This window comes from Thalassobius sp. MITS945101, from assembly GCF_047123305.1.
In the GTDB taxonomy this organism is placed as follows: Bacteria; Pseudomonadota; Alphaproteobacteria; order Rhodobacterales; family Rhodobacteraceae; genus Thalassobius.
Genome location: NZ_CP138918.1, coordinates 723,553 through 749,960, shown reverse-complemented (window position 1 = coordinate 749,960; position 26,408 = coordinate 723,553). Strand labels below are relative to the sequence as shown.

General features: G+C 60.9%; 25 protein-coding genes. 15 read left to right on the top strand and 10 right to left on the bottom strand.

Annotation, left to right across the window (positions count from 1 at the left end; translation table 11 throughout):
• The first annotated feature begins 12 nt into the window (after positions 1-12).
• From SIC14_RS03880 to SIC14_RS03870, 3 genes are read left to right on the top strand one after another with little or no spacing between them, the layout of a single operon-like run.
• Complete coding sequence (locus SIC14_RS03880; protein ID WP_412564519.1) at positions 13-2,112, top strand: 3-hydroxyacyl-CoA dehydrogenase NAD-binding domain-containing protein; 2,100 nt, start codon at positions 13-15, stop codon at positions 2,110-2,112.
• A 3-nt stretch (positions 2,113-2,115) separates the two neighbouring features.
• Entirely contained in the window at positions 2,116-3,300 is a 1,185-nt protein-coding gene (locus SIC14_RS03875; protein ID WP_412564518.1) for an acyl-CoA dehydrogenase family protein, read from the top strand.
• A gap of 3 nt (positions 3,301-3,303) precedes the next feature.
• Entirely contained in the window at positions 3,304-4,374 is a 1,071-nt protein-coding gene (locus tag SIC14_RS03870; protein WP_412564517.1) for an acyl-CoA dehydrogenase family protein, read from the top strand.
• A gap of 135 nt (positions 4,375-4,509) precedes the next feature.
• On the opposite strand, the gene SIC14_RS03865 is transcribed toward SIC14_RS03870, so the two are convergent.
• The 8 genes from SIC14_RS03865 to SIC14_RS03830 form a co-directional block, all read right to left on the bottom strand.
• A complete protein-coding gene (locus tag SIC14_RS03865) occupies positions 4,510-5,544 on the bottom strand; it encodes an NADP-dependent oxidoreductase (RefSeq protein ID WP_412564516.1) in 1,035 nt (344 codons plus the stop codon).
• Positions 5,541-5,969: a PaaI family thioesterase gene (locus SIC14_RS03860; protein ID WP_412564515.1), complete on the bottom strand. Its 429-nt coding sequence runs from the start codon at positions 5,967-5,969 to the stop codon at positions 5,541-5,543. The genes SIC14_RS03865 and SIC14_RS03860 overlap by 4 nt, the downstream gene beginning before the upstream one ends.
• A 10-nt stretch (positions 5,970-5,979) precedes the next feature.
• Positions 5,980-7,002 (bottom strand): phosphotransferase family protein, encoded by a 1,023-nt coding sequence (locus tag SIC14_RS03855; RefSeq protein WP_412564514.1) that lies wholly within the window; start codon positions 7,000-7,002, stop codon positions 5,980-5,982.
• Between the two features lie 9 nt (positions 7,003-7,011).
• Positions 7,012-7,944 (bottom strand): SDR family NAD(P)-dependent oxidoreductase, encoded by a 933-nt coding sequence (locus SIC14_RS03850; protein WP_412564513.1) that lies wholly within the window; start codon positions 7,942-7,944, stop codon positions 7,012-7,014.
• Positions 7,941-8,408, bottom strand: a complete 468-nt coding sequence (locus SIC14_RS03845) for a MaoC family dehydratase (protein ID WP_412564512.1) — start codon at positions 8,406-8,408, stop codon at positions 7,941-7,943. The genes SIC14_RS03850 and SIC14_RS03845 overlap by 4 nt, the downstream gene beginning before the upstream one ends.
• 20 nt (positions 8,409-8,428) lie before the next feature.
• Positions 8,429-9,547 carry an acyl-CoA dehydrogenase family protein gene (locus SIC14_RS03840; RefSeq protein ID WP_412564511.1) on the bottom strand — a complete coding sequence of 373 codons (1,119 nt, stop codon included), beginning with the start codon at positions 9,545-9,547 and terminating at the stop codon, positions 8,429-8,431.
• 10 nt (positions 9,548-9,557) lie between these two features.
• Complete coding sequence (locus SIC14_RS03835; RefSeq protein ID WP_412564510.1) at positions 9,558-10,754, bottom strand: acyl-CoA dehydrogenase family protein; 1,197 nt, start codon at positions 10,752-10,754, stop codon at positions 9,558-9,560.
• Positions 10,755-11,144: 390 nt separating this feature from the next.
• On the bottom strand, positions 11,145-12,776 hold the full coding sequence (locus SIC14_RS03830; protein WP_412564509.1) for a long-chain fatty acid--CoA ligase: 1,632 nt from the start codon (positions 12,774-12,776) through the stop codon (positions 11,145-11,147).
• 205 nt (positions 12,777-12,981) lie between these two features.
• On the opposite strand from SIC14_RS03830, the gene SIC14_RS03825 reads away from it, so the two are divergent.
• The 3 genes from SIC14_RS03825 (at position 12,982) to rpe (ending at position 15,833) form a co-directional block, all read left to right on the top strand.
• Positions 12,982-13,947 carry an NADPH:quinone oxidoreductase family protein gene (locus SIC14_RS03825; protein WP_412564508.1) on the top strand — a complete coding sequence of 322 codons (966 nt, stop codon included), beginning with the start codon at positions 12,982-12,984 and terminating at the stop codon, positions 13,945-13,947.
• Positions 13,948-14,163: 216 nt separating this feature from the next.
• Positions 14,164-15,126 (top strand): class 1 fructose-bisphosphatase, encoded by a 963-nt coding sequence (locus SIC14_RS03820; protein ID WP_412564507.1) that lies wholly within the window; start codon positions 14,164-14,166, stop codon positions 15,124-15,126.
• A 23-nt stretch (positions 15,127-15,149) separates the two neighbouring features.
• Positions 15,150-15,833, top strand: coding sequence for a ribulose-phosphate 3-epimerase (rpe, locus tag SIC14_RS03815; RefSeq protein ID WP_412564506.1), 684 nt, complete (start codon positions 15,150-15,152; stop codon positions 15,831-15,833).
• 35 nt (positions 15,834-15,868) lie between these two features.
• On the opposite strand, the gene SIC14_RS03810 is transcribed toward rpe, so the two are convergent.
• On the bottom strand, positions 15,869-16,261 hold the full coding sequence (locus SIC14_RS03810) for a GFA family protein (RefSeq protein WP_412564505.1): 393 nt from the start codon (positions 16,259-16,261) through the stop codon (positions 15,869-15,871).
• 252 nt (positions 16,262-16,513) lie between these two features.
• Here SIC14_RS03810 and SIC14_RS03805 point away from each other — a divergent pair, with 252 nt between their 5' ends.
• Complete coding sequence (locus SIC14_RS03805) at positions 16,514-16,786, top strand: VOC family protein (protein ID WP_412564504.1); 273 nt, start codon at positions 16,514-16,516, stop codon at positions 16,784-16,786.
• Here SIC14_RS03805 and SIC14_RS03800 read toward each other — a convergent pair.
• Positions 16,783-17,358, bottom strand: coding sequence for a LuxR C-terminal-related transcriptional regulator (locus tag SIC14_RS03800; protein ID WP_412564503.1), 576 nt, complete (start codon positions 17,356-17,358; stop codon positions 16,783-16,785). The two genes, SIC14_RS03805 and SIC14_RS03800, sit on opposite strands and share 4 nt — an antisense overlap.
• 87 nt (positions 17,359-17,445) lie before the next feature.
• On the opposite strand from SIC14_RS03800, the gene SIC14_RS03795 reads away from it, so the two are divergent.
• From SIC14_RS03795 to SIC14_RS03760, 8 genes are all read left to right on the top strand, one after another.
• On the top strand, positions 17,446-18,741 hold the full coding sequence (locus SIC14_RS03795; RefSeq protein ID WP_412564502.1) for an acetylornithine deacetylase/succinyl-diaminopimelate desuccinylase family protein: 1,296 nt from the start codon (positions 17,446-17,448) through the stop codon (positions 18,739-18,741).
• Positions 18,742-18,757: 16 nt separating this feature from the next.
• Positions 18,758-20,239, top strand: coding sequence for an ABC transporter substrate-binding protein (locus SIC14_RS03790; protein WP_412564501.1), 1,482 nt, complete (start codon positions 18,758-18,760; stop codon positions 20,237-20,239).
• Positions 20,240-20,345: 106 nt separating this feature from the next.
• Positions 20,346-21,293 (top strand): ABC transporter permease, encoded by a 948-nt coding sequence (locus SIC14_RS03785; RefSeq protein WP_412564500.1) that lies wholly within the window; start codon positions 20,346-20,348, stop codon positions 21,291-21,293.
• Positions 21,290-22,105, top strand: a complete 816-nt coding sequence (locus SIC14_RS03780; RefSeq protein WP_412565817.1) for an ABC transporter permease — start codon at positions 21,290-21,292, stop codon at positions 22,103-22,105. Before SIC14_RS03785 ends, SIC14_RS03780 begins: the two co-directional genes overlap by 4 nt.
• Positions 22,102-23,691 carry an ABC transporter ATP-binding protein gene (locus tag SIC14_RS03775; protein ID WP_412564499.1) on the top strand — a complete coding sequence of 530 codons (1,590 nt, stop codon included), beginning with the start codon at positions 22,102-22,104 and terminating at the stop codon, positions 23,689-23,691. The genes SIC14_RS03780 and SIC14_RS03775 overlap by 4 nt, the downstream gene beginning before the upstream one ends.
• A 21-nt stretch (positions 23,692-23,712) precedes the next feature.
• Positions 23,713-25,167 carry an aldehyde dehydrogenase family protein gene (locus tag SIC14_RS03770; protein ID WP_412564498.1) on the top strand — a complete coding sequence of 485 codons (1,455 nt, stop codon included), beginning with the start codon at positions 23,713-23,715 and terminating at the stop codon, positions 25,165-25,167.
• Between the two features lie 5 nt (positions 25,168-25,172).
• Positions 25,173-25,607 carry an acyl-CoA thioesterase gene (locus tag SIC14_RS03765; RefSeq protein WP_412564497.1) on the top strand — a complete coding sequence of 145 codons (435 nt, stop codon included), beginning with the start codon at positions 25,173-25,175 and terminating at the stop codon, positions 25,605-25,607.
• Positions 25,608-25,634: 27 nt separating this feature from the next.
• The gene (locus tag SIC14_RS03760) at positions 25,635-26,375 is read left to right on the top strand and encodes an SDR family oxidoreductase (protein ID WP_412564496.1); all 741 of its coding nucleotides are present in this window, start codon (positions 25,635-25,637) and stop codon (positions 26,373-26,375) included.
• Positions 26,376-26,408: the final 33 nt, after the last annotated feature.

Below are 26,408 nucleotides of genomic sequence, written 5' to 3'. Positions count from 1 at the left end.
GGGAAGACCTCAATGACTGACACCCGCGCCCTGAATGACAATATCTCGATTGAACAATCCGGCGATATCGCGCTGATTTGTATCAACAATCCGCCCGTTAACGCTTCGGGGCTACTGGTGCGTCAGGGGCTTATGGCAGCGATCACAGATCTGAACGCGACGGCAGAGGTCAAGGTGATTGCGATCTATGCGGCGGGCCGCACCTTTGTCGCAGGTGCCGATATCAAAGAGTTCGGCAAGCCACCGGTGGAGCCTTTCCTACCGGATGTGTTCAACGCCATCGAGGCCAGTTCGATCCCGGTGATCTCGATCCTGCATGGCACCGCGCTGGGCGGCGGTTTTGAGCTAGCGCTGGCGACACATGCGCGGATCGGTATTGAGGGTCTGAAGGTCGGGCTGCCCGAGGTAAACCTAGGCCTCCTGCCCGGTGCGGGCGGCACTCAGCGTCTGCCCCGTCTGGCCGGCATGGCGTTTACGATGGATATGGCGCTGGGTGGCAAACCCGTCAACGGTGCGACGGCCTTGGAGGCGGGGGCCATTGACCGTCTGGTGAGCGGCGACCCGCGCAAAGTGGCCTTGTCCGCCGCGCAAGAGGTGATCGACGGCACACTTCCCACCCGTCCCACCGGATCGCTGGCTGTAGAAGCGGATCCTGACCTGCTGGAGGCCACCGCCAACAAATTGCGAATGAAGCAGCCGCACCTCTATTCGCCGCACAAGATTGTTGAGGCCGTTGCCGCCTCGGTGAAACCGCTGGAGGAGGGGCTGCAGATCGAACGTGCCGCCTTCCTGTCCTGCATGGACACCCCGCAGCGCGCCGGTCTGATCCACGCCTTCTTTGGTGAGCGTGCCGTGTCCAACATCCCTGAGGCCAAAGGCGACACCCGCGACATTGCCAAGGTCGGCATCATCGGCGGCGGCACGATGGGATCAGGCATTGCCACCGCCTGCTTGCTGGCGGGCCTGCCGGTGCGTATGATCGAGGTGGCCCAGGACGGGTTGGATCGAGGCCTTGCCACCGTCACCAACAACCTTGAGGGCGCCGTCAAGCGTGGCAAGCTGACAGAAGCCAAGAAAGACGCGGCTTTGGCCGCCTTCCAGCCGTCCCTTATGATGGAAGACCTGTCAGACGTGGATCTGGTGATCGAAGCCGTGTTCGAAAGCATGGATGTCAAACGCGACATCTTTGGCAAGCTGGATGTGATCTGCAAAGAGGGGGCGATCCTCGCCTCCAACACCTCTTACCTCGACATCAACGACATTGCGGCCTGCACCAAACGGCCGCAGGACGTGCTGGGGCTGCACTTCTTCTCACCGGCACATGTGATGCGCCTGCTGGAGATTGTGCAAGGCAAAGACACTGCACCGGATGTGCTGGCCTCTGGCTTTGCCTTTGCCAAACGGTTGAAGAAAGTTGGCGTGCTGGCGCAGGTCTGTGACGGCTTTATCGGCAACCGCATCATGAACCACTATGCCAAAGCGGTGGGTTATCTGGTGCTGGACGGCGCCAGCCCCGCAGAGGTGGATCAGGCGCTGGAGGGTTTCGGCCTGGCGATGGGGCCGCATAAAGTGGGCGATCTGGCCGGCCTTGACATCGGCTGGGCCAACCGCAAACGCACTGCCGATCAGCGCGACCCGGCAGACCGCTACGCCACGCCACATGCCGATCGCATCTGCGAACAGGGCTGGTTTGGACGCAAAACCGGCACCGGCTACTACGATTATTCTGGCGACCGCCCGGTCCCGAACCCCGCCGCTCTTGCCATTATCGACGAGATTCGCAGCGAACTGGGCATCACGCCTCAGGCCTTCTCGGCCGAGGAAATTGTTGAACGCTACATCACCGCCATGATCGTCGAGGCGGTGCGTGTGGTCGAAGATGGCACGGCCAAACGGCCCGTTGACGTCGATATGGTGTTCCTCTTCGGCTACGGCTTCCCGCGTTTCCGTGGCGGCCCTCTGCATGAGGCGGATCAGATCGGCATCGACACGTTGATTGCCCGTATTGAACGTTACGGCACAGAAGATCCCCGCTATTGGCAGGTGCCCGCCTTGCTGCGCAAGATGCAAGAAGACGGCGAAACTTTCGCAGGGCTCAATCGGAAAGGATGATCTATGGATCTCAGCTACTCCCCTGAAGAACAGGCCTTTCAGGCCGAAGTCCGGGGCTTTCTGGCGACACATCTGCCAGAACATATCTCCAGCGCGGTGCGCGCCGGAGGCGAGCTGAGCAAAGAGATCATGGAAGAGTGGCACGCCCTCCTGAACGCACAGGGATGGCTAGCCACCACCTGGCCCACGACCTTCGGCGGGCCAGGCTGGTCGCCGGTAGAGCGCCATATCTTCGAGGAAGAATGCTGCCGCGCCTACGCCCCGCGCATCGTACCTTTCGGTGTCAGCATGCTGGGGCCGGTGTTGCAGAAATTCGGCAGCAAGGCGCAGCAGGATCACTATCTGCCCCGCGTTCTCGACGGCACCGACTGGTGGTGTCAGGGTTATTCGGAACCCGGCGCAGGATCAGACCTGGCCAGCTTGAAAACCCGCGCAGTGCGGGACGGCGATCACTACGTCATCAACGGCCAAAAAACATGGACCACGCTGGGCCAACACGCCGATTGGATCTTCTGTCTTTGCCGGACGGACCCCGAGGCCAAGCCACAGGCCGGCATCAGTTTTATCCTGGTTGATCTGAATACACCGGGCATCGAAATGCGCCCGATCAAGCTGATCGAAGGCGGCCATGAGGTGAACGAGGTTTTCTTCACCGATGTGCGCGTTCCCGTGGGCAATCTGGTGGGCGAAGAAAACAAAGGCTGGACCATCGCCAAATACCTGCTGACCCACGAACGCACCGGCATTGCGGGCGTTGGATTTTCCATTCAGGCGCTGGAAGAGGTCAAGGCACTGGCCCGCAAGCTGCGCCGCGGCGGCCGCCCGTTGATCGAAGATCCGCTCTTCGCCGCCCGTCTTGCGCGGGTGGAGGTTGATCTGGAGGCGATGAAAATCACCAATCTCCGGATGCTGTTTCAGGCCCAGAAACAGGGTGCCCCGGGGCCGGAAACTTCGATCCTGAAAATCAAAGGCACTCTGATCAATCAGGAACTGCGCGATCTGGCCCGCCGCGCCCTTGGCCCAATGGCCGCGCCAACGGGGGTGGCCAGCGAAAGCAACCTGCTGTTTGGCCCGCCCGACACCGGCAACAACGCCGCACGCTATTTCAACAACCGCAAAACCTCGATCTTCGGCGGATCAAATGAGATCCAACGCAATATCCTGACCAAAACCATGCTGGAGCTCTGAGCGATGGATTTCACCCCGACCGAGACCCGCCAGATGCTTGCCGACAGTCTGCGCCGCTACCTGGCCGAGCAATATCCCGCAGAATACCGCAATTCTGTGGCCTATGATGCGCCTTTTCACGACCCCGCCAAATGGGCGGAGCTGGTGGAGCTGGGGGTGCTACATGCGCTGGTCCCAGAGGACATGGGTGGCTTTGGTGGCACCGGCTTTGACGTCACCACCGTGTTTGAAACCCTCGGCGCGGCGCTCTGCCCGGAACCGGTTCTGCCCGCCCTGATCGCGGCTAACCTGCTGGTTTCGGCAGGGCAGGATGCAACCCCGCTGATGGACGGCAGCCGAATCTACGCCGCCGCATGGATGGAGCCGGACGCCCCTTTCGCGCTGCAAGACATCACCATGGCGGCGACGGTTTCGGACGGTGGGTATCGCCTGTCGGACCGGAAGTCGCTGGTCTATGGCGGTGCTGCTGCCAGCCATATTCTTGTTGCCGCCCGTCTGAACGGCACGTTGGCCCTGTTTGAAGTGCAGGCAAGTGAGGCCACGATAGAGGCCTATGCCATGATCGATGGCGGCGGCGCGGCTGAGCTGTTGCTGGACAACACTGAGGCCCGTCTGCTGTTGACGGACGCCACGGCTGCGTGGGAACAGGCCCTCGAGGCGGCCACTCTGGCGCTTTGCGCCGAGGCCGTGGGCGCGATGCAATGGGCCTATGACACCACCTTGGATTATCTGAAACAGCGCAAACAATTCGGCGTGCCAATCGGGACGTTTCAGGTCTTGCAACATCGCACCGTGGACCTGCTGATGGAGATTGAACAGGCCCGGTCCATCACCATCAAAGCAGCCGCGGAACTGGGTGGGCCTGACAGTGCGCGCTACACCTCGATGGCCAAACACCTGATTGGTCGTGTTGCACGCCAAGTGGCAGAGGAAACGATCCAGATGCATGGCGGTATCGCCATGACCTGGGAATACCCGCTGTCACATTACGCCAAACGCCTCACCATGCTGGATGCGCAGCTGGGCGATACGGATGAACACCTCAGCCGTTTGATCGCAGGCTACGCCGCATAAATTCGCCTTCGGCGAGGATATTTGGACCAAGAAGAAAGCCGTTTTCTCGCCGCCTTCTCATTGGCAAAAATATCCCGGGGATGAATTGCCCAGAGGGCAAGAAGGGGCAGTGCCCCTTCCCCTGTGCGCCAAAGATCAGAGCGCCACGATCTGTTTGCCGGTGTTGCCGCCGTTCAACATTGCCATAAAGGCAGCGGGGGCGTTTTCCAGGCCTTCGGCAATATCCTCGACAAAGCGGATGTCACCGCGGGCCACCATGGGGCCAACCTCTTTCAGGAAATCGCTGTAGCGGTGGAAGTGGTCGGTGATGATGAAGCCATGCACATGCAGACGTTTTACCAGAATGCTGCGCCAGAGTTTGGGCAGCTGGTCCATGACGCCTTGCTGGTTGGCCCCCAATGCGCCCGCGTTGTACCAGGCGATCATGCCGCACAGCGGAATGCGCCCGCCAGTGTTCATCAGCGGAATGACCGCCTCCAGCACTTTGCCCGCGACGTTTTCAAAGTAGACATCGATGCCTTCCGGGCAGGCCTCGGCCAGAGCCGCGCGCAGGGTTTTGGCATCTGCATAGGCGCGGTGATCGAGACAGGCGTCAAAGCCAAAGGTCTCCACCGCCATGCGGCATTTGTCAGCGCTGCCTGCAATGCCGATGACCCGCAGCCCCGCCGCTTTGGCCAATTGCCCCACCATTGAGCCCACCGGCCCTGTAGCGGCGGCAACCACCAGCGTTTCGCCTTTTTGGGGGCGGCCATATTCCGTCAGGCCAGCCCAGCCGGTCAGGCCCGGCATCCCCAGCACACCCAGCGCGGCGGTCACGGGGCCGTGGGCGGGATCAAGCCTGCGCAGCTCTTTTCCCGGCAGACAGCCGTGGCTGGCCCAGCCGAACATGCCAAAGGCGATGTCGCCGGGGGCAAAACCCGCGTGGTTGGAGGCAATGACCTCGCCCACACCGCCGGCCTCCATTGTGCCGTTCAAAGGCACCGGGGCGGCGTAGGATTTGGCGTCATCCATCCGGCCCCGCATGTAAGGATCAAGTGAGAAGTGGCTGAGCTTCACCAGCACCTCACCTTCGCCGGGGACCGGCAGGGGGGCCGTTTCCAGACGAAAATCTTCGGCCACAGGTGCCCCATCGGGGCGGCGGGCCAGAACGATATGCTGCATTTCAGTCATGGTGTGGTCTCCTTGGGGGCGGTGGTTCCGGTGCGGTAGCGGAAGGTGCCGATGCCGCTGGCCACCGGGTTGCCCAGCTCATCTGTGATCAGCGCTTCGGCGAAGAATGTTTTGCGTCCGCCGCCTGTTTTTCGGGCCTCTACGATCAGGCGGTCGCCCTTGACCTGGCCCAGGTAGTTCACCGTCAGCGACAGGGTCATTGCCATCTGCGGCCTGTCGGGGTCGCCGGTGTAGCAGCCAGCAAAACCCATTGCCGTGTCGATCAGCGTGGCATGCACGCCGCCGTGCGGGATCCCGTAACGGTTGCCGTGCACCTCGCGGATTGGCATTTCGACGCGGGCAGAGCCCTCTTGCCAGTCGGTGATTTCAAAGCCGAGGTGTTTTTGCAGCGCATAGGGGTCTTCGCGCAGGGCGGGGTCGATCATCGGGGATCCTTCAGTCAGCGGCCGCAAGGCCATGTATGGCAAACATCGGCACATAGGCGCCAAAGGCTTTGGCGCGGGCGGGGTCCGAGGCATTGCCATCCAGCGCCCGTTTGTAGACCCCTTGCAGGATCGCCGCCATGCGGAAGAAGGCAAAGGCAAGGTAGAACCCGAAACGGTCAATGCCGGGCAGGTTGCGGCGGGTGCAATAGGCCTCGATAAACTGCTGATCGCTCATCAGCCCCTCAGTGCCACGATTGACTCCCGCTAGACCACGGCCTTCACCGCCGGGGGGCATCTGCCACTGCATGATAACCGCAGCCAGATCAGCGTAGGGGTGGCCGGTGGTGCTAAGCTCCCAGTCCAGCACCGCAAGACATTGGGCGCTGTCCGGGGCAAACAGCATGTTGTCGATCCGGTAGTCACCGTGCACCAGAGTGCGCTGGCCGTCTTCGGCTGGAATGTTTTGGTCCAGCCAGGTGATCAGCTCTTCCATCGGGGCGATCTGATCGGTTTCTGAGGCGCGATATTGTTTCGTCCAGCGGTCAATCTGGCGGCGGTAGTAATTGCCGTCGGGGCCGTAATCCGCAAGACCAACAGCGGACAGATCCACCGAATGGATGGCGGCCAGCACCCGGTTCATTTCCTCAAAGATCGCCATGCGATCACCAAGGGCGACCTCAGGTAAGCGGGGATCGTTGAAATGGCGGCCCTTGATTTCCGCCATCACATAGAAGGGCGACCCAATAACCGTATCGTCTTCGCAGAGGTGATGCATCGCAGGCACCGGCACATCGCTGCCCGCCAGGGCCTGTTGCACCCGAAATTCCCGTTCCACCGCATGGGCCGATTTCAGCAGGACCCCCGGCGGCTTGCGGCGCAACACCCAGGATCCGTTGGGACCGGTCAGCCGGTAGGTTGGGTTGGATTGGCCCACTGCAAATTTTTCGGCCCTGAGAGGGGCTTCAAAGCCAGTGATCCGTCCCTTCAGATAGGCGGCAACCGCGTCCAGATCCAATTCCGAAGTGTTGCTCATTCCACTCTCCTACTCGTCCCAAGGCAGCGGCAGGCCGCGCGCTGCAGCCGCCATCCGCGCATATTTGCGGGTCTGGGCAAAGGCATGGTCCATTGGTTCCGCGCCTGCGGGATCCCGGATCTGATCCATCGCGCCCAGCACAGCTTCGGGGGTGAGGGCGTCGTCGGTCAAGGCCACACCTTGAGTTTCGCGGATCTGGATTTCGGCAAAACAGCCCGCGCCTGCGCCCAGCACCATTTTGGTCGGCGCATCCTCGCTGACCAGCGCCAGCACACCGGGGGTGATGGTTTCCGGCTGTAGCAGCGCCAGCACATCCTCGGACAGCAGGCTTTCGGTCATGCGGGTGGCCGCAGAAGGGGCCAGCATATTGGCGCGGATGTCGAATTTCGCGCCTTCGATGGCCAGCACATTCATCAGCCCCAGCATGCCAGCCTTGGCCGCGCCGTAGTTTGACTGACCAAAATTGCCGTACATGCCGGACGCCGAGGTGGTGAAGACAATCCGGCCATAGCCCTGCGCCACCATCTGCGGCCACAGCGCATGGGTGCAATTGGCGCTGCCAAGCAGATGCACATCCATCACCGCCTGAAAATCCGCCATCTCCATCTTGGCAAAAGTCTTGTCCCGCAGGATGCCTGCGTTGTTGACCAGAATGTCGACCCGCCCGAAGGTATCGATCGCCTCGGCGACCATTGACTTGACCTGTGCGTGGTCCGAAACGTCCGCGCCATTGGCCAGCGCCTCACCGCCCATCGCGCGGATTTCTTCTACCACGGCTTTGGCGGCGTCCGAACCAGAACCCTTACCATCGACCGCGCCGCCCAGATCGTTCACCACCACCTTGGCACCTCGGGCGGCCAGTCCCAGCGCATGGCTGCGGCCGAGGCCAACACCTGCACCGGTCACAAGGGCCACACGGCCGTCAAATCTCACGTCTGTCATGTCTCTTCTCCGAAATAGAACCGGCCCAGCCACAGCGCGACAAGGGCAGGCCGGTCCTGCCCTTCAATTTCGACCGTCACTTCCGAGGTTGTCTGAATCTCACCGGGGCGCAGCTCGGCCACATCGGCCAGTTTGAAGTGCCCGCGCACCCGCGCGCCCACCGGCACGGGGGCGGTGAAGCGTACCTTGTCAAAGCCGTAGTTCACCCCCATCTGCATGCCCGTCATCTTGGGAAACCCGTCCAGCATCATCGCCGACAGCAGCGACAGCGACAGGAACCCATGGGCAATGGTGCTGCCAAACGGTGTCTCTGCTGCGCGCGCAGGGTCGACATGAATGAATTGCTGGTCCTCTGTCACATCGGCAAAAATATCGATGCGGCTCTGATCAATCTCGAACCAGCGGGAGGTGCCCATATCGGCGCCTTTGGACGCCAGCAGTTGAGATTTTGTGATATCACTCATGTCTTGTCCTTCTTACCCAGTCAGAAACCACGTGCAGCCGCAATGCGGGCAGCGTGGTAGCCATAATCGCCAAGGTATTCCGCCCCGACGCGGGCGCGTTTCATGTAAAACCCAATGTCATGTTCATCAGTCATGCCGATGCCGCCGTGCATCTGTACCGCCTCTGACACAGTCAGTCTTGCGGTTGCGGTGGCACGGGCTTTGGCCAGGGAGACCGCCAGCTCTGCCTCCGCAGGCGTATGGTCCAGCACCCGACCGGCATTTATGAGGGCGGACAGGGTGATTTCCTGCTCCGCATAAAGATGCGCAGCGCGGTGTTGCAGCGCCTGAAAGCTGCCGATGGCGCGACCGAACTGTTTGCGTTCGCCCAGATAGGCCAGCGTTATGCCTGCCGCCTGACGCGCCAGCCCGCTTAGCTCGGCTGCGACAGCGGCCTGTCCGGCCAGCAGGCCAGGGCCCAGCGCAGTAAGACCATCGCCGAGTGTGCCAAGGATGTCTGCCCCCGTGGCCTCGACCCCGTCAAACGACAGATCCGCATGATCCCGCCCATCGATGGTGCGCTTTGGGGTTCGTGCCAAACCGGCGGCACCAGCCTCCAGATCAAACAGCGTCAGCCCCGTGTCCGAAGTCCGTGCCAGCACCAAGAGCCGGTCAGCAAACCCACCATCTGCAACCAGCCGTTTCGTACCGCTTAGGCGGTAGCCATTGCCCACAGGCTCTGCCCTCATCGTAACGGCATCGGGCGCGTGTTTGTTGCCCTCATCCACGGCCAGCGCATAGGTCACTTCACCCTGCGTAATTTGTTCCAGCCGCGCCTGCGCGCCTGCGCCCCGCAGCACGGTAGCGGCGATCACGGCGGTGGACAGAAAGGGGGAGGCGACAAGGTTTGCCCCCATTTCCTCGGCCAGAATTCCTGCCGCGCGATGGCCCATATCCGCGCCACCCTGCGCCTCTGGCACCAGAACACCGGTCCAGCCCATTTGCGCCATCTCGGACCAAAGCGCCTTGTCATAGGCCCCGCCCGCATCGCGCAGGGCGCGGAAGGCGGACACCGGCGCGGCCTCGGCCAAGAAACCGCGCGCGGCATCCCGCAGCATGACCTCATCTTCGCTTTCAATCAGGGTCTGAATGTCTGTCATACTTCGCCCCTCATTTCATCGGCATCCCGAGAAGCCGTTTCGAGATGATTTCCAGCATCACCTCAGAAGTGCCGCCCTCGATGGAGTTTGCCTTGCTGCGCAGCCATTCCGGTGACAACGCGCCGTGGGCCCCATCCCATTCCAGACCATCCGCCCCAGCAGCGGACATCAGCAATTCGTAGCGCCGTTTGTTCAACTCGGTCCCCGCATATTTCAACATCGCCGAGGAATCGCCTAAGGAGGTCCCCGCCTCAGCGCGGTCCTTGTAGCGCTGCAGAGTGAGGGCAAAGGCCATGTCATCTACCTCAAGCGTCATGGCCTGCGCCCGGATCACCGGATCTGCCAGCACAGCGTCGTCGATGTCTTGTAGGAAGCTGCCAACAGCACGACCCGACAGCAGCCCGCCCGCGCCATCGCCGATCATCTCCCTCTCATGGGTCAGCAGATATTTCGCCACATCCCAACCGCGGTTGACCTCCCCAACTTGGGCGTCGATGCCGTCACCATAGGTCTTGGGCACCTTCACATTGTCAAAGAAGGTTTCGCAGAAAGGCGACTTACCTGAAATCAGCTGAATCGGCCGCGTGGTCACCCCGGCGCTTTCCATGTCGATCAAAAGGAAGGTGATGCCCTTGTGTTTTGGCGCATCGCGGTCAGTGCGCACCAGGGCAAAGATCCAATCCGCCTGATCCGCGTAGGAGGTCCAGATTTTCTGACCATTGACCAGCCAATGATCGCCCATGTCTTCTGCGCGGGTCTGCACGTTTGCCAGATCCGACCCTGCGCCGGGTTCGGAATAGCCCTGGCACCAGCGGACCTCGCCCCAAGTGACGGGGGGCAGGAAGTGGCGTTTTTGGGCCTCGCTGCCAAATCCCAAAAGCGCTGGGCCCAGCATCCACAGGCCAAAGCTTTCTAGTGGTGAGGGCGCGCCGAGCTCGGTCATTTCCTCGCGGAAGATCTTTTCTTCCGCGCGGCTGAACCCTGCGCCGCCGTAGGGTTTGGGCCACGTGGGGGCGGTCAATCCTTTGACAATCGCGGCCTCAAGCCAGGTTTTCTGGTCCTCGCGCTGGAACTGCCAGCGTTTGCCACCCCAGACGATGCCGTCTTCGCCAAGGTTCTGATCGCGCAGACTGGTGGGGCAATGGCTGTCGATCCAGTTGGAAATCTCTTTGCGGAAAGCCGCTTGAGCGTTCTGCGCCTGCTCCATGTCACCCCTCCCTGATGCATGTTTCAAAGCCGGAGGATAGGGGGGCAAATTGGCCCGGACAAGCCAGCTGACGTTAAGGGAACGCAACGTCGCAGAGTGGCAGCGGGCCCGATCAGGCAACCGAAGGTTTTTGACACACAAGGGGGTGTCAAAGAAAAATCCTAGGCGATTCTAGAAAGTTGCCCCTATAGTTCCTGACGAATCAGTTCCTGCGAAACGGGGAAGGGAGGAGCCCTGTTTCGCCAACTCCTGTACTCAGGAGGGGTGGCACCCGGTTGGCGGCGGTCGACCGGGTGCATTTATTTTGGATCTCAGGAAAATCTAGCGCGCTGCCGCCAATAAAAAAGGCGGGGTGTTGCCCCGCCTTTCATCCGTTCTGTTTGTGGGCCGTCAACGCAGGTCCGGCAGCACGTAATCCGCCATCCGTTTGCGCAAGGTCAGCTTGGAGATTTTGCCCGTCGCGGTCAGCGGCAGATCCTCGACCCAGACCAGATCGTCCGGCAGCTGCCACTTGGCGAAATGTTCGGACATATGGGCGTGGACATCCTCAAGACTGGGACGCGCCTCACCCGCCGGCACCGCAACCAGAATGGGGCGTTCGTCCCATTTCGGATGGGCAATGGCCACGGCCGCGCAATTTGCGATGTCGGGATGGGACATGGCGGCGTTTTCCAGATCAATGGAGGAAATCCACTCGCCCCCCGATTTGATCAGGTCCTTGGCGCGGTCCTGAATGGATAGGAACCCGTTGGCATCCAAACTGGCGATGTCGCCGGTGCCAAACCAGCCATCGCTGTCCATCGCGGCGGCGCTGGCGTCTTCGTTGTTGAAATAGCCCGAAACCACGGTGTTGCCGCGCACAAACAGCTCCCCCACGGCCTCACCGTCATGTGGCTGCGCAACGCCATTGTCGTCCACGATCTTCATATCAACACCAAAGACGCGACGGCCCTGCAGGCTTTTCTTGTCGACCATCTCATCAAAGGGCAGGGCTTTGACCCAGCTGGGCATGTTGCCGTGGGTGCCGATCGGGCTCATCTCGGTCATCCCCCAGGCGTGGCCCACGGCGACTTCCAGTTTCTCCAGCTTTTCGATCATCACCCGTGGTGCCGCCGAGCCGCCGACCACCAGATCGGCAAAACCTTCGGGTTTGCGCCCCTGGGCCTCGATCTCGGCCAGAAGGCCCATCCAGACGGTTGGCACACCCCAGGCGGAATGGACTTTTTCCTGATCCATCAGTTTGAATAGGCTTGGCCCGTCCAACGCGGGGCCGGGCATCACCATGTTCAGCCCCAGAAGCGGCGCCGAATAGGGCAGACCCCAGGCGTTCACATGGAACAAAGGCACCACAGGCAGCACCGATTTTCCCTCGGGCAGGGTCTGGCCAAGACAGGCGCAGATCATCATCGCATGCAGCACCGACGAACGGTGGGTATAAAGCGCGCCTTTGGGGTTGCCCGTGGTGCCAGAGGTGTAGCACAGGCCAGAGGCGGTGTTTTCGTCAAACTCGGGGAAGGTGCAGACATCGGATTCCGCCGCCAGCAGCTCTTCGTAACACAGCGCGTTCAGGCTGTTGTCCGGCATGTGGTCGCGGTCCGTCATTACCACATAGACCATGTCTGCTGGCAGATGCTCCTTCACCGCCTCAAGAACCGGTACAAAGGTGGTGTCGACAAACATCAGCTTATCTTCGGCGTGGTTGACGATATAGATCAACTGCTCTGTTGACAGACGTGGGTTGATCGTATGACAGATCGCCCCCATGCCGGACACCGCATAGTAAAGCTCGAAATGGCGGTAGCCATTCCACGCCAGCGTCGCGACCCGATCCCCGATCTCAACGCCCTGCGCCTTCAGCGCATTGGCCAGCTGGTTCACCCGCAACAATGTCTCGCCATAGGTCTGCCGGTGGATGTCGCCCTCGGTCCGCGCCGAGATGATCTCGGCCCGGGGGTGTGCCTCGGCGGCGTAGCTCAGAATGTCGCTGATCAGCAGCGGACGATGCATCATCATGCCCTGCATGATCTCCTCCCTTTTGTTCTCCCTTTCGGCGAAGGTAGCCCGAGCGGAAGCAATTACAAAAGCGAAAGCGACAATTGCGACGGAGCGTAATTTTGCACAATTTCAGGGGCTTGTCGGAAGCAGCGCCTGGCAGGCTTGCCCGACGGTCTGCGCTGGGTCAGCTTCAGAGGCAACGCACATTAAAGTGCAAGCGGAGGAATGTTGAATGAAAGCGGTGATTTGTGACGGTTTCGGCCCGTTGGAGCAGCTGCGCTACGATGAGATGGCAGCCCCCACCCCCGGCCCACGTGAGGTGCTGTTGCGGGTTGAGGCGGCCGGGGTCAACTACCCCGACGGCTTGCTGGTGCAGGGACTTTATCAGATGAGGCCAGAAGCGCCCTTTGTGCCGGGGATGGAGGCCGTGGGTGAGGTGATCGCAACAGGGGCTGAGGTCTCACGGGTCAAACCCGGGGAACGGGTTGCGGCTTTGTTGAACCTTGGCGGCTACGCCGAACAGGCGCTGGCCCATGAGGCCGCGGTTTTCCCGATTGGGGAAATGGATGCCGGTGATGCCAACGCGCTGCTGGTGGCCTATGGCACCTCGCATCATGCCCTGAAACAACGGGCGCAGCTGCAAGCGGGCGAAACCCTGGTGGTACTGGGCGGTGCCGGGGCCACGGGGCTGGCAGCGATCCAGATTGGCAAGATCATGGGCGCGCGGGTCATCGCGGTGTGCTCTTCACCTGAGAAACAGCAGATTGCCCGTGACGCTGGCGCAGATGAGGTCATCGGCTATGACGCCCTGAAAGAGGACATCAAGACTCTGACCGACGGGCGCGGCGCGGATGTGGTCTTTGACGTGGTGGGCGGCGCGGCGTTTGACGTCTGTTCCCGCGCCATGGCCCGCAACGGGCGCCTGCTGGTGATCGGTTTTGCCTCCGGCACCATTGCGAAACTGCCGGTGAACCTGACACTGGTCAAAGAGTACGCCGTCGTCGGCGTGTTCTGGGGCAATTTCACCAAACACGAACCAGCGGTCTACGGCGCCAATATGGAAGAGCTCATCGGCTGGTATCAAACCGGCCAGATCAAACCGCTGATCGAAGGGCGCTACCCGCTGGCTGAGGCGCCCGAGGTGCTGGCGCGGATCCTGAACCGGGGTGCTGTAGGGAAAATTGTACTGCTGCCCTGAGCGGCATCGGGGGTGGAGGGGCGTTGCCCCTCTGCGGTCAAACAGGAATTTGACTACATTCACCCCAGAGTATTTTGGGCAAGATGAAAGCGGAGGCACCGATTTTGGCGTGATTTTTGGGGAAATTGGTCTGAATACCAAATCTACCATTCAAATTTGCCGCAATCTCTGAGATAGCAGCCTCAAGTCCTGATTTAGCGCCAAACGGAGCCCTCAATGACCCGTCCTGCCCCAGTTATTTCCGCCGACCTTATCCCTGCCGAACTGTTTGACACGATCAACGCGCTTTGCGTGGTCTCAATCGACGTTGCCGGCATCATCGCCCGCGCGGGTCTGGGCCAGTCTCTGGCGGCGCAGGTTGGCGAAAACAGTGACGGTGACGGCCAGAAAGCGCTGGATGTGCTGGCCGACGACATGTTCGAAGCGGCGCTGCGGGGCGGCGATGTGCGCTGGTATGCGTCTGAGGAACAGGAAAAGGCGCTGCTGACCTCGGAAAGCGGCAAATACGCGCTGGCCATCGATCCGCTGGATGGCTCCTCCAACATCGATGTGAATGTCTCCATCGGCACCATCTTCTCGATCTTCGAGACCAAGGAAGGTGCTGAGGAGAGTTTCCTGCGCAAAGCGTCGGAACAGATCTGTGGCGGCTATATCCTTTATGGTCCGGCCACCTGTCTGGTGGTGACCTTTGGCGACGGCACCCAGCAATACGTGCTGGATCCGGCCAAGGGCGAATTTGTGTTGGTCGAAAAAGCGATGTCGGTGCCGGAGACATCGAAAGAATTTGCGATCAACGCCTCCAACTACCGCCACTGGACCACCCCGGTGCGCAGCTACATCGACAATTGTCTGGCAGGCAAAGACGGCCCGCGCGGCATGGACTTCAACATGCGCTGGGTCGGCTCACTTGTTGCGGAAACCCACCGGATCCTGACCCGTGGCGGCATCTTCCTGTACCCCGGTGACGCCCGTCCCGGTTATGAAAACGGCCGTCTGCGCATGGTCTACGAATGTGCGCCCATCGCTTTCATTATTGAACAGGCGCAGGGCCATGCCACCGATGGCGAAACCCCAATTCTGGTGCGGCAGGCAGAGACCCTGCACGGCCGCATTCCGCTGGTCTTTGGCTCGGCGCAGAAGGTGCAGCGCGTGGCCGATCACCACGATCTCAGCGAATAACCCCACTTTCTCGGAGAAGACCTATGAGTTTTGACCGTTCCCTGAAAATCGCCCCGTCGATCCTGTCGGCTGATTTCGCCAATTTTGGCCAGGAAATCGAAGCCGTTGAGGCGCAGGGTGCCGACTGGATCCATGTGGATGTGATGGACGGGCATTTTGTGCCCAACCTGACTTTCGGCCCGCCGCTGTGCAAAGCGATCCGCAAGCACATCAACACTGTGATGGACGTGCATCTGATGATCTCGCCGGTGGATGCCTATATCGATGCCTATGCCGATGCAGGTGCCGACATCCTGACCGCCCATCTGGAGGCTGGGAACCACACACACCGGACCCTGCAGGCGATCCGTGGCGCGGGCTGCAAAGCCGGTCTGGCGTTGAACCCAGGCACCGGGCTGGAGGATATCGAGTATCTTCTGGATATGGTGGATCTGGTCTGCATCATGACAGTGAACCCCGGCTTTGGCGGCCAGAAGTTCATTCACAGCCAGGTTGAAAAGGTGCGCAAGCTGCGGGCGATGATTGGCGACCGTCCGATCCATATCGAGATTGACGGTGGCGTGACCCCGGAAACCGCCCCGCTGGTGGCCGAAGCAGGGGCCGATGTGCTGGTCGCAGGCTCTGCCGTGTTCAAAGGTGGCTCGGTGTCGAACCCGGCGCCCTATGGCGACAACATCCGCGCCATTAAGGCAGCGGTTGCGGGATAAACCGTTTGGTGGCCCCAGCAGGGGCCACCACTTGTTTACCCGGGGTGGCCCGCGGTTTGTTTGGCATCGTCACCGATGACAAACCACGACGGTTTTTCAGCAACAAATTCATGCAGTTGGTTCTGGATGTCGAACGCCGTGTCCAGCGCATTGGCTGCGATCGGAAAACTGTCCTCTTCGGACAGGATTTCGCCCAGCGAACTGCCGCAGGTCTTGCAGAAACAGCGTGGAAATCTATACGGCGCTTCCGGCTGGTAGAGGCCAACGTTTTCCTTGCCTTGAACCCAGTTCAGCTGCGCTTTCTTCACAAAGACAATGGTGCTGGCGCCCAGCTTGCGACAGCGCGAACAATGGCAGGTGCCCATCATCTGGGGCGCTTCGCTCAGTTCAAATTTCACCGCGCCGCAACAACAACTTCCAGCAATCATGTCTTGTCCTCTCATACTGATGAGGTGAGAACATTAAGTGAACATTTAATCGAGGGCAATCACTCAGTTGACGCCACAACAGCTTGTGATTGGTCCGGTAATCCGCAAATAAGACGGCGAGAAGCAATGCAGGAGGGGATTATGCTGTCAGGGGTGTGCATCGGGACCAATGATCTGGAGGCGGCTGGTCGCTTCTATGATGGTTTGCTGGAAACCATCGACATGACAAGGGCACTGACGGTCCCACGTTAGTTGGGCTACGCGGGACCCGATGGCAAGGTCACGCTGTTTGTGCTACTGCCTTATGACGAGCAGCCCGCAACCCACGGCAACGGCACACAGGTGATGTTTTACGCGAAGGATCGGGTGGCGGTGGATGCGTTTCATGCCAAGGCGCTGGAGCTTGGTGGGCGGGATGAAGGCGCGCCGGGGCCACGCAGCTACCACCCGGATTACTATGGCGCTTATGTGCGCGATCCGGATGGCAACAAGTTAAATGTCTCGGTCGATCTCAGCGGCCGTTAAACGCCGTTGCCTTCCAGCGGTTCGCGTTCGCCGTTGAACCCCGACAGGCGGGCCAGCAGGACGGCGACGTTTTTCACCTCAAATTTCTTCAGCAGGCGGGCGCGGACGTCTTCGATGGTGCGGGGGGACAGTTCCAGCACCTGTGCAATCTCTTTGCTTGTGCGGCCACGGCTCAGCCACATCAACACTTCGCGTTCGCGCGGGGTCAGGCTGGGGCCGGTGGGTTTTTCGGCAATCGGTGCAAAGCTTAGCACGATCTGCGCCAACGGATCTTCGGGGGTCAGGGTGCGGGCACGGAACCGGACCCAGATGCGGCTGCCGTCGGCGCAGCGCATAATGCGTTCGTCGGTGTAAGGATGGGACTGGCGCAGCGGTGCCAGCCCAATGTCCCGCACCTGATGAAACTCCTGATCGGTGCCATAGAGCAGGCGAAAGCTCTGCCCGAGGAGTTGCGATTTCTCATAGCCGAACATTTCCGCGAAACTGTCGTTACAGCTGCGAATGATGCGGTGTTCTGTCAGCGCCAATCCCATCGGCGCTTGCTCAAAAGCGAGTTTGTCTAGGTCGTTCATATGTCACCGGAATGATACGGTATTGGCACCGTACGGAGGCGTAAAGCATAGTTTTGCAATCGAGTGCAAGAGACGAGATCCCAAAAAATGTCGCTTTCAGACCGGCTTTGCCAGGAAATCGAGGACCGGCGCGACGACCTGATCGCGCTGACGCAGGCCTTGATCCGAATCCCGACGCTTAACCCGCCGGGGGAGAGCTACCGCGAGATTTGCGACTTTCTGGCCAAGCGCCTGAAAGCGGCCGGGTTCCACATCGAAATGGTCCGCGCCCATGGGGCCCCTGGCGACAGCGAGAAATATCCCCGTTGGAATGTCATCGCCCGGCGTGACGGCAAACGTGCGGGCGAATGTGTGCATTTCAACAGCCACATCGATGTGGTGGACGTCGGTCAGGGGTGGACCACCGATCCCTTTGGCGGTGCGTTGATTGACGGTAAGGTCTACGGCCGTGGCGCCTGTGACATGAAAGGCGGTCTGGCCGCCTCCATCGTGGCGGCCGAGGCTTTCATTGCGGTCTGCCCGAACTACGAAGGCGCGATCGAAATCAGCGGCACCGCGGATGAAGAATCCGGAGGCTTCGGTGGCGTCGCATATCTGGCCGAGAAGGGCTATTTTGCCCCGGAACGGGTGCAGCATGTCATCATCCCCGAACCGCTGAACAAGGACCGGATCTGTCTGGGCCATCGCGGCGTCTGGTGGGCCGAGATTGAGACGCATGGCGAGATTGCCCATGGCTCCATGCCGTTTCTTGGAGATTGTGCCGTGCGCCATATGGGCGCCGTGGTGCGCGAGATGGAGGACAGCCTGTTCCCAGCTTTGGCCGAGAAGCGCACGGATATGCCGGTGGTGCCTGAAGGGGCCAAGCAATCGACGCTCAACATCAACTCCATGCATGGCGGCCAGGCCGAGCAGGACCCGGATTATACCGGCCTGCCCAGCCCCTGCGTGCCCGACAGCTGCCGCATGGTGATTGACCGCAGATTCCTCATCGAAGAGGATATTGATGAGGTGCAGGAAGAGGTTATGCAGGTGCTTCGCACCGTTGAGGAAAGCCGCGACAACTTCCGCTATGACGTCACGGAATTGCACCGTGTGTTGCCCACAATGACCGAGAAAAGCGCTCCGGTGGTACAAACGGTGGCGAAAGCAATTGCAGAGACCATGGGAAAAGAGGCAGAATATGTCGTGTCTCCCGGTACTTACGATCAGAAACACATCGATCGTATCGGGAAGCTTCATAATTGCATCGCCTATGGGCCGGGAATCTTGGATCTGGCACATAAGCCGGACGAATACGTCGGGGTCGAGGATATGATCGACTCTGCCAAGGTAATGGGCCGCGCGTTGATAGACCTTCTGGCAAAACAGGAGGCCGCCGGCTGACACTAGGGAGGAAGATATGACGAACAAGGTACTTAAACTGGGCTTGGTCAGTGCTGCAGCCCTCGCCGCAACGGTTGGCATGGCGCAGGCCAAAAGCGATATCGTGGTGGCTATGCAGCTGGAGCCGCCGCATCTGGACCCAACATCGGCGGCAGCTGGGGCCATCGACTCGGTGCTTTATTCCAACGTGTTCGAGGGCCTGACCCGCTTTGGCGCGGATGGTGCGGTGAATCCCGGTCTGGCCAAAAGCTGGGAAATTTCCGAGGACGGCAAGACCTACACCTTCCTGCTGAACGCAGGCGTCACCTTCCATGACGGCTCGGCGATGGGCGCCGAAGACGTCAAGTTCTCGCTGGACCGCGCCCGCGCCGAAGACAGTGCCAACGCACAGAAAGCGCTGTTTGCAGGCATTGAAACGGTTGAGGTTGTCGACCCGCTGACCGTGAAGGTCACCCTGTCCGAACCGAACGGCAGTTTCCTGTTCAACATGGCCTGGGGCGACGCGGTGATTGTGGCGCCGGAAACCATCGGCGACATCAAAACCAACCCCGTCGGCACCGGCGCCTTCAAGTTCGCCAACTGGGTGCAGGGTGACAAGATCGATCTGGAAAAGAACGGCGCCTACTGGGGCACACCGGCGAAACTGGACAAGGTGAGCTTCAAGTTCATCTCGGACCCGACCGCCGCCTTTGCCGCGGTGATGGCTGAGGATGTGAACGCCTTTGTGGGCTTCCCCGCCCCGGAAAACCTGCCACAGTTCGAAGCAGACCCGCGCTTCCAGGTGCTGGTGGGGTCGACCGAAGGGGAGACCATCCTGTCGACCAACAACAAGATGCCGCCCTTTGACAATGTGAAGGTTCGCAAGGCGCTGGCCCATGCGATCGACCGTCAGGCCATCATTGATGGCGCGATGTTTGGCTATGGCACCCCCATCGGCACCCATTTTGCGCCGCACAATCCCGATTACGTCGATCTGACCGGCAACAGCTCCTATGATCCGGCGATGGCCAAGCAGCTGCTGGCCGAGGCGGGCTATGCCGACGGTTTCAAAACAACGCTGAAGCTGCCGCCGCCCTCTTACGCCCGTCGTGGTGGTGAGATCATCGCCGCTCAGCTGCGTGCGGTGGGGATTGAGGCTGAAATCAGCAATCTGGAATGGGCGCAATGGCTGGAACAGGTGTTCCGCGGCAAGGACTACGGCTTGACCATCGTCAGCCACACCGAGCCCTTCGACATCGGCATCTATGCCCGTCCGGACTATTACTTCCAGTATGACAACCCCAGCTTCCAGCAGTTGATCGCTGATCTGGGTGTGGAGGCTGATCCGGCCAAACGTTCGGCGCTGCTGGCGACCGCACAGGAAACCATTTCCGGTGACTATGTGAACGGCTACCTGTTCCAGCTGGCCTTCCCCACCGTGGCCAATGCCAAGGTGAAGGGGCTGTGGAAAGATGCCCCGACGCAGGCGACGGATCTGACCGGCGTTTATTGGGAATGACGTGACACCTCTCTGGCTGTCGTGTGTGTGGCGGCCAGAGGATTTTGAGTACTTCTGGCAAGATGAAAGGGGCGTCACGGATGCCCTCTAGGGGGCGCGCGGCGCGATGCTGCATTATCTGTTGAAACGATTGCTGTCGCTGGCGGTCAGCCTTGTGGTGGCTTCGCTGGTGATCTTTCTGGCGCTGGAAGTCGTGCCGGGGGATCCTGCCGCCTATATGCTGGGCATCAACGCACAGGAAGACACACTGGCCGCCCTGCGCGAGGAGCTGGGGCTGAATGGGTCAGTTCTGGAACGCTACCTTAGCTGGGCTGGCGGTCTGCTGCAGGGCGATTTTGGCACCTCCTACACCTACCGCACCCCTGTGGCCGAGATGATCGGCGAACGGCTGTGGATCTCCCTGCCGCTGTCGCTTTATGCGTTGACCCTGTCGACCCTGATTGCCTTCCCGGCAGGGATCTGGGCCGCGTCCAAACGCGGTTCACCAGTGGATGTGACCGTGATGGGGGTGACACAGCTGGGGGTGGCGATCCCGAACTTCTGGTTTGCCATGCTGATGGTGCTGGTCTTTGCCATTAATCTGCGCTGGTTCTCCGCCGGTGGATTTGTCGGCTGGGATGCGGGTTTCCTTCTGGCGATGAAATCGCTGACCTTGCCCGCCATTGCGCTGGCGCTGCCGCAGGCCAGCATTCTGGCGCGGGTGATGCGTTCGTCGCTGCTGGACACCCTGTCCGAAGATTTCATCCGCACCGCCCGTGCCAAAGGCCTAAGCAAACGTCAGGCGCTGTGGCGACATGCGCTGCGCAATGCGCTGATTCCGGTGCTGACCATCATCGGGCTGCAGTTTTCCTTCCTGCTGGCAGGGGCCATCATCATTGAAAACGTCTTCTTCCTGCCCGGCCTTGGACGGCTGGTGTTCCAGTCCATTTCGGCCCGGGATCTGATCGTGGTGGAAAGCGTTGTGATGCTCTTGGTCTTTGCCGTGATCGTGGTGAATTTTCTGGTGGATCTGGCCTATGCACTGGTCGATCCACGACTGCGGGGGCGGCGCTGATGCGTAACCTTCGGCTGGGCGGCGTGCTGACCGCGATCTTTGCCGGCATGGCGATATTGAGCTTTCTCTGGACGCCCTATGATCCGACCGTGTTGGACATTGCCAACAAGATTAAAGCGCCGACATTGGCGCATCCCTTGGGCACCGATCACTTTGGCCGCGATATCCTGAGCATGATCATGGTGGGCGCGCGGACCTCTATTGCCGTGGCTTTGGTGGCTGTGGGCATCGGCATGGGGCTGGGGGTGCCACTGGGCCTGACAGCGGCGGCGCGCAAAGGCGGGCTGCTGGATGAGCTGATCATGCGCGGCAACGATCTGGTCTTTGCCTTCCCCTCGCTGCTGATTGCGATCATGATCACTGCCGTATTTGGCGCCTCTGCCGTCAATGCGATCATCGCCATCGGCATTTTCAACATTCCCGTCTTTGCCCGGCTGACCCGCTCGGGCGCGCTGAGCCTTTGGACCCGTGACTATGTCATGGCCGCCCGCGTGGCCGGCAAAGGCGCGACGCGGATTTCGATCGAGCATATCCTGCCCAATGTCACCAACCTGCTGATCGTGCAGGGCACCATCCAGTTTTCGCTGGGAATTCTGGCCGAGGCGGGCCTGAGTTATGTTGGCCTTGGCACGCAGCCGCCGACCGCCAGCTGGGGGCGGATGCTAGCGGACAGCCAGACGATGATTTCATTTGCCCCGCATATGGCGCTGTTCCCTGGTCTGGCGATCCTGCTGACCGTGCTGGGGCTGAACCTGATGGGCGACGGGCTGCGCGATATGTTTGACCCCAAACTGCGGAGGGCGCGGTCATGAGCCTTCTGAAGATCGACCATCTGAACCTTAGTATTCATGGCAGCGAGATCCTGCACGACGTGTCAATGCAGGTCGCGCCGGGGCGGATCCTTGGGGTGATTGGCGAAAGCGGGTCTGGCAAATCCATGTCGGCTTTTGCTGCCATGCAACTGTTGCCCAATGGGGCGACCTGTGAGGGCCAGATCACCGTGGCCGGGCAGGACGTGCTGGCGCTCACTGAGCCGCAGCTGTGCCAAATGCGCGGGCGCGACGTGGGTATGGTGTTTCAGGAACCGATGACCGCGCTGAACCCGATCCGCACCATTGGCGATCAGGTGGCCGAAACCATCCTGATCCACGAAGACGTCAGCAAGGCCGAAGCACTGGAACGTGCCGCCGAGGCGCTGGCCCGGGCGGAACTGCCGCAGGAGCGTTTTCCGCTCAGCCGCTATCCGTTTGAGCTGTCCGGTGGACAGCGCCAGCGGGTGGTGATCGCTATGGCGATTGCCCTGCGGCCCAAGCTGTTGATCGCGGATGAGCCGACCACCGCGCTGGACGTGACCACACAGGCGCAGATCCTGGATCTGCTGAAACGGCTGGTGGCCGAGGATCAGATGGGCCTGATGCTCATCAGCCATGATCTGGCGGTGGTGGCGGATCTGGCGGATGAGATTGTCATCATGCAAAAGGGCCGCGTGGTCGAAAGTGGTCCCGCCGCAACCCTGTTCCGCAACATGCAGCACCCCTATTCCAAGGCGCTGCTGGCGGCCTCCACGCATGTGCCGGACCGTGAGGGTGCTGCGCAGGATCAGCCACTGCTCAGCGTGCGGGATGTGGTGCGCGAATACACGTTGCATGCCAATGGCTGGTTGGGAAAAGCCAGCAAGTTGCAGGCGGTGAAAGGCGTTAGTTTTGACATCCGCAAGGGCGAAAGTCTTGGCCTTGTGGGCGAGTCGGGCTGTGGCAAATCCACCCTGACCCGCGCCATTCTGGGACTGGAAGAGGTGCAGGGCGGTGAGATCCTGCTGGACGGCCAGCCAGTCTTCAGCGGTAAGAAACCCAATCGTGCCGTACGTCGCCGTATGCAGGTGGTGTTTCAGGACCCCTACGGCAGCTTTAATCCGCGCTGGAAGGTCAGCCGGCTGATCTGCGAACCGATGCACCTGCTGGATCAGCCGCCGAAGGGGCCAGCATTGCAGGATGCGATGGTGGAGGCGATGGAAAGCGTGGGCCTCACCGCTGATGACCTCGATAAATACATCCACGAGTTTTCCGGCGGCCAGCGTCAGCGGATCGCCATTGCTCGCGCCCTGATTATCAAGCCGGACCTGATCATTCTGGATGAGGCTGTTTCCGCCCTTGATGTCTCGGTCCGGGCGCAGGTGCTGGACTTGCTGGCCGACCTCTCGGACCGGTTTGGCCTGACCTATCTGTTCATCAGTCACGATCTGTCGGTGGTCCGCTCGATCACCGATCGGGTGCTGGTGATGAAAGCCGGTGAGATTGTGGAACAGGGCGCAACTCAGGCGGTCTTTGATGCGCCGCAGCATACCTACACCCAAGAATTGATCGCCGCCGCGCCGGTCCTGCCGGACGAGATAGCCTAAGACGACACGAAGGACACCGAAATGACCGATGCGCTGAACCTGTGGTTTGATCCTGAAAAATGCCTGATCGATGGCGCTTGGGTGGCGCCTGCCTCCGGCCAAACGCTGCCGCTTTCGAACCCCTCCACGGGGCAGGAGATTGGCGCGATTGCCCGGGGTGGTGCGGCGGATATTGACGCCGCCGTGGATGCGGCGCACCGGGCCTGGCAGGGTGCCTGGGGCAAGGTAACTGCGGTTGAACGCGGTCGCATCCTGTACCGTTTGGGTCAGCTGGTGCTGGACCGGGTAGAGGATCTGGCGCGGATCGAAGCCTTGGACGTGGGCAAACCGCTGAAACAGGCGCGTGCGGACGCCATTGCATTGGCCCGTTATCTGGAGTTCTACGCCGGTGCGGCCGACAAGCTGCATGGCGAAACCATCCCCTATCTGGACGGATATACCGTCTACACAATGCGCGAAGCCCACGGGGTGACCGCCCATATCGTGCCGTGGAATTACCCGATGCAAATCATCGGCCGCTCCGTCGGGGCGGCGCTGGCCACCGGCAACGCCTGTGTGTTGAAACCGGCCGAGGATGCCTGCCTGACCGCATTGGCTTTTGCCGATCTGGCCAAAGAGGCGGGCCTGCCCGATGGTGCGCTGAATGTCGTGCCGGGGCTGGGATCTGAGGCTGGCGCGGCGCTGAGCGCCCACACCGGCGTGCATCACGTCAGCTTCACCGGATCGGTGGGCACCGGCGTGCAGGTGCAGATGGCGGCGGCGCAGAACGTCATTCCGGTCACGCTGGAACTGGGCGGCAAATCCCCGCAGCTGGTGTTTGAAGATGCCGATCTGGATGCGGCGCTGCCCTTCCTGGTGAACGCCGGCATCCAGAACGCGGGCCAAACCTGCTCGGCCTCGTCCCGCATTCTGGCGCATCGTTCGGTCTACAATCAGGTGGTCGAGCGGATGGCCACCCGCTATGGCGAGTTGCGGGTTGGTCAGGCGATGTCTGATCTGGACGTGGGGCCACTGATTTCAGCCAAGCAAAAGGGGCTCGTCTCTGGCTTCCTTGACCAGGGTAAGGATCTGGAAACAGCGGCACAGGGCGTGCTGCAGGACGCACCGGATGGCGGCAACTACGTGCCGCCCACGCTTTTTGCCGGGGTCGCGCCCGATCACTCCCTGGCGCAGGACGAGATCTTTGGCCCCGTGCAGGTGATCATTCCCTTTGACAACGAAGAGGAGGCCGTGGCCATCGCCAATGGCACCGATTACGGGCTGGTTGCCTCGGTCTGGTCGCAGAACGGTGCCCGCCAAATGCGCCTGGCCAAGGCGATCCGCACCGGTCAGGTCTTCCTCAACAACTATGGTGCCGGGGGAGGGGTGGAACTGCCCTTTGGTGGCATCGGCAAATCAGGGCATGGCCGCGAAAAAGGGTTCGAGGCGCTCTACGGCTTCACCACCCTGAAAACCGTCGCCGCCTATCACGGGTAACGCAAATGGCAGATATTGATACCGGACGCCGTGTTGTGGCCGCCAGCGAATGTGACACGCTGGGCCACGCCAATATCGCCAGCTACATCGCCTATGTGTCCGATGCAGGGTTTACCCTGATGAACCATGTGGGCTTGGGGCGCGACAATATCCTTGCGGGACGGCGCATGGGCCTTGCTGTGGTGGACATGCAGGCGCAGTACAAGGCCGAGTTGTTGCCGGGCGACTGCATTTATCTGCGTACAGGCGTCTTGGCGGTTGGCACCAAATCGGTGACCTGCCGCCATCGCATCTACCGTGCGCAGGCAGGGGGCGACCAACTGGTGTTTGAAGGGCGCTTCATCAAGGTTCTGATGGACCTGGAGGCCCGCCGCGCCACCGCCATTCCGGAAGATATCAAAGACAGACTGGAGGCCTGCCGCGTCAGTGACGACAGTTGAGGCACGGCCCAAAAAAGGAGGATCGAGATGAGACTAGAAGGTAAAACCGCCATTGTGACCGGCGGTGCATCAGGCTTTGGCGCAGGCATTGTCCGCAAGTTTGCCGCCGAAGGGGCCAAGGTCATGGTGGCCGACCTGAACATGGATCTGGCCCGCGATGTGGCCGCCGAGGTGGGGGGCATCGCCTGTCAGGTTGATGTTTCCAAGGACGCCGATGTGGCGGCGATTGTCAAAACCGCCGAGGTGCAGCTGGGCGGCATCGACATTCTGGTCAACAATGCCGGCATCACCCATCTGCCCAAACCGATGGAAGAGGTCACCGAGGAAGAGTTTGATCGGGTCTGGGCGGTGAACTGCAAATCGGTCTACCTGACCGCCAAACACGCGGTGCCGTTGATGAAGGCCGCGGGCAATGGGGCGGTTTTGAACGTCGCTTCCACCGCGGGTCTCAGCCCGCGCCCGAACCTCAACTGGTACAACAGCTCCAAAGGTTGGATGATCACCGCCACCAAAACAATGGCTGTGGAACTGGCGCCTGCTGGTGTGCGGGTGAACGCGATCTGCCCAGTGGCCGGGGAAACGCCGCTGCTTGCCAGCTTCTTGGGCGAAGACACCCCAGAGGTCCGCGCCAAATTCCTTTCGACCATTCCGATTGGCCGGTTCTCCACCCCTGAGGACATGGGCAACGCCGCCTGTTTCCTGTGCTCGGATGAGGCGGGAATGGTCACCGGCGTTGCGATGGAAGTGGACGGTGGCCGCTGCATCTGACGCGGCTCTGCGGCCTTAACACATACGTCACAA

Excerpts from the sequence above, each read along its gene's own strand:
- SIC14_RS03875 (WP_412564518.1), top strand. The coding sequence starts at position 2,116 with ATGGATCTCAGCTACTCCCCTGAAGAACAGGCCTTTCAGGCCGAAGTC.
- SIC14_RS03785 (WP_412564500.1), top strand. The coding sequence starts at position 20,346 with ATGCTGCATTATCTGTTGAAACGATTGCTGTCGCTGGCGGTCAGCCTT.
- SIC14_RS03770 (WP_412564498.1), top strand. The coding sequence starts at position 23,713 with ATGACCGATGCGCTGAACCTGTGGTTTGATCCTGAAAAATGCCTGATC.
- SIC14_RS03860 (WP_412564515.1), bottom strand. The coding sequence starts at position 5,969 with ATGATCGACCCCGCCCTGCGCGAAGACCCCTATGCGCTGCAAAAACAC.
- SIC14_RS03870 (WP_412564517.1), top strand. The coding sequence starts at position 3,304 with ATGGATTTCACCCCGACCGAGACCCGCCAGATGCTTGCCGACAGTCTG.
- SIC14_RS03825 (WP_412564508.1), top strand. The coding sequence starts at position 12,982 with ATGAAAGCGGTGATTTGTGACGGTTTCGGCCCGTTGGAGCAGCTGCGC.
- SIC14_RS03835 (WP_412564510.1), bottom strand. The coding sequence starts at position 10,754 with ATGGAGCAGGCGCAGAACGCTCAAGCGGCTTTCCGCAAAGAGATTTCC.
- SIC14_RS03855 (WP_412564514.1), bottom strand. The coding sequence starts at position 7,002 with ATGAGCAACACTTCGGAATTGGATCTGGACGCGGTTGCCGCCTATCTG.
- SIC14_RS03840 (WP_412564511.1), bottom strand. The coding sequence starts at position 9,547 with ATGACAGACATTCAGACCCTGATTGAAAGCGAAGATGAGGTCATGCTG.
- SIC14_RS03830 (WP_412564509.1), bottom strand. The coding sequence starts at position 12,776 with ATGCAGGGCATGATGATGCATCGTCCGCTGCTGATCAGCGACATTCTG.
- SIC14_RS03810 (WP_412564505.1), bottom strand. The coding sequence starts at position 16,261 with ATGATTGCTGGAAGTTGTTGTTGCGGCGCGGTGAAATTTGAACTGAGC.
- SIC14_RS03790 (WP_412564501.1), top strand. The coding sequence starts at position 18,758 with ATGACGAACAAGGTACTTAAACTGGGCTTGGTCAGTGCTGCAGCCCTC.
- SIC14_RS03760 (WP_412564496.1), top strand. The coding sequence starts at position 25,635 with ATGAGACTAGAAGGTAAAACCGCCATTGTGACCGGCGGTGCATCAGGC.
- SIC14_RS03850 (WP_412564513.1), bottom strand. The coding sequence starts at position 7,944 with ATGACAGACGTGAGATTTGACGGCCGTGTGGCCCTTGTGACCGGTGCA.
- SIC14_RS03845 (WP_412564512.1), bottom strand. The coding sequence starts at position 8,408 with ATGAGTGATATCACAAAATCTCAACTGCTGGCGTCCAAAGGCGCCGAT.
- SIC14_RS03795 (WP_412564502.1), top strand. The coding sequence starts at position 17,446 with ATGTCGCTTTCAGACCGGCTTTGCCAGGAAATCGAGGACCGGCGCGAC.
- SIC14_RS03820 (WP_412564507.1), top strand. The coding sequence starts at position 14,164 with ATGACCCGTCCTGCCCCAGTTATTTCCGCCGACCTTATCCCTGCCGAA.
- SIC14_RS03880 (WP_412564519.1), top strand. The coding sequence starts at position 13 with ATGACTGACACCCGCGCCCTGAATGACAATATCTCGATTGAACAATCC.
- SIC14_RS03865 (WP_412564516.1), bottom strand. The coding sequence starts at position 5,544 with ATGACTGAAATGCAGCATATCGTTCTGGCCCGCCGCCCCGATGGGGCA.
- rpe (WP_412564506.1), top strand. The coding sequence starts at position 15,150 with ATGAGTTTTGACCGTTCCCTGAAAATCGCCCCGTCGATCCTGTCGGCT.
- SIC14_RS03800 (WP_412564503.1), bottom strand. The coding sequence starts at position 17,358 with ATGAACGACCTAGACAAACTCGCTTTTGAGCAAGCGCCGATGGGATTG.
- SIC14_RS03775 (WP_412564499.1), top strand. The coding sequence starts at position 22,102 with ATGAGCCTTCTGAAGATCGACCATCTGAACCTTAGTATTCATGGCAGC.
- SIC14_RS03765 (WP_412564497.1), top strand. The coding sequence starts at position 25,173 with ATGGCAGATATTGATACCGGACGCCGTGTTGTGGCCGCCAGCGAATGT.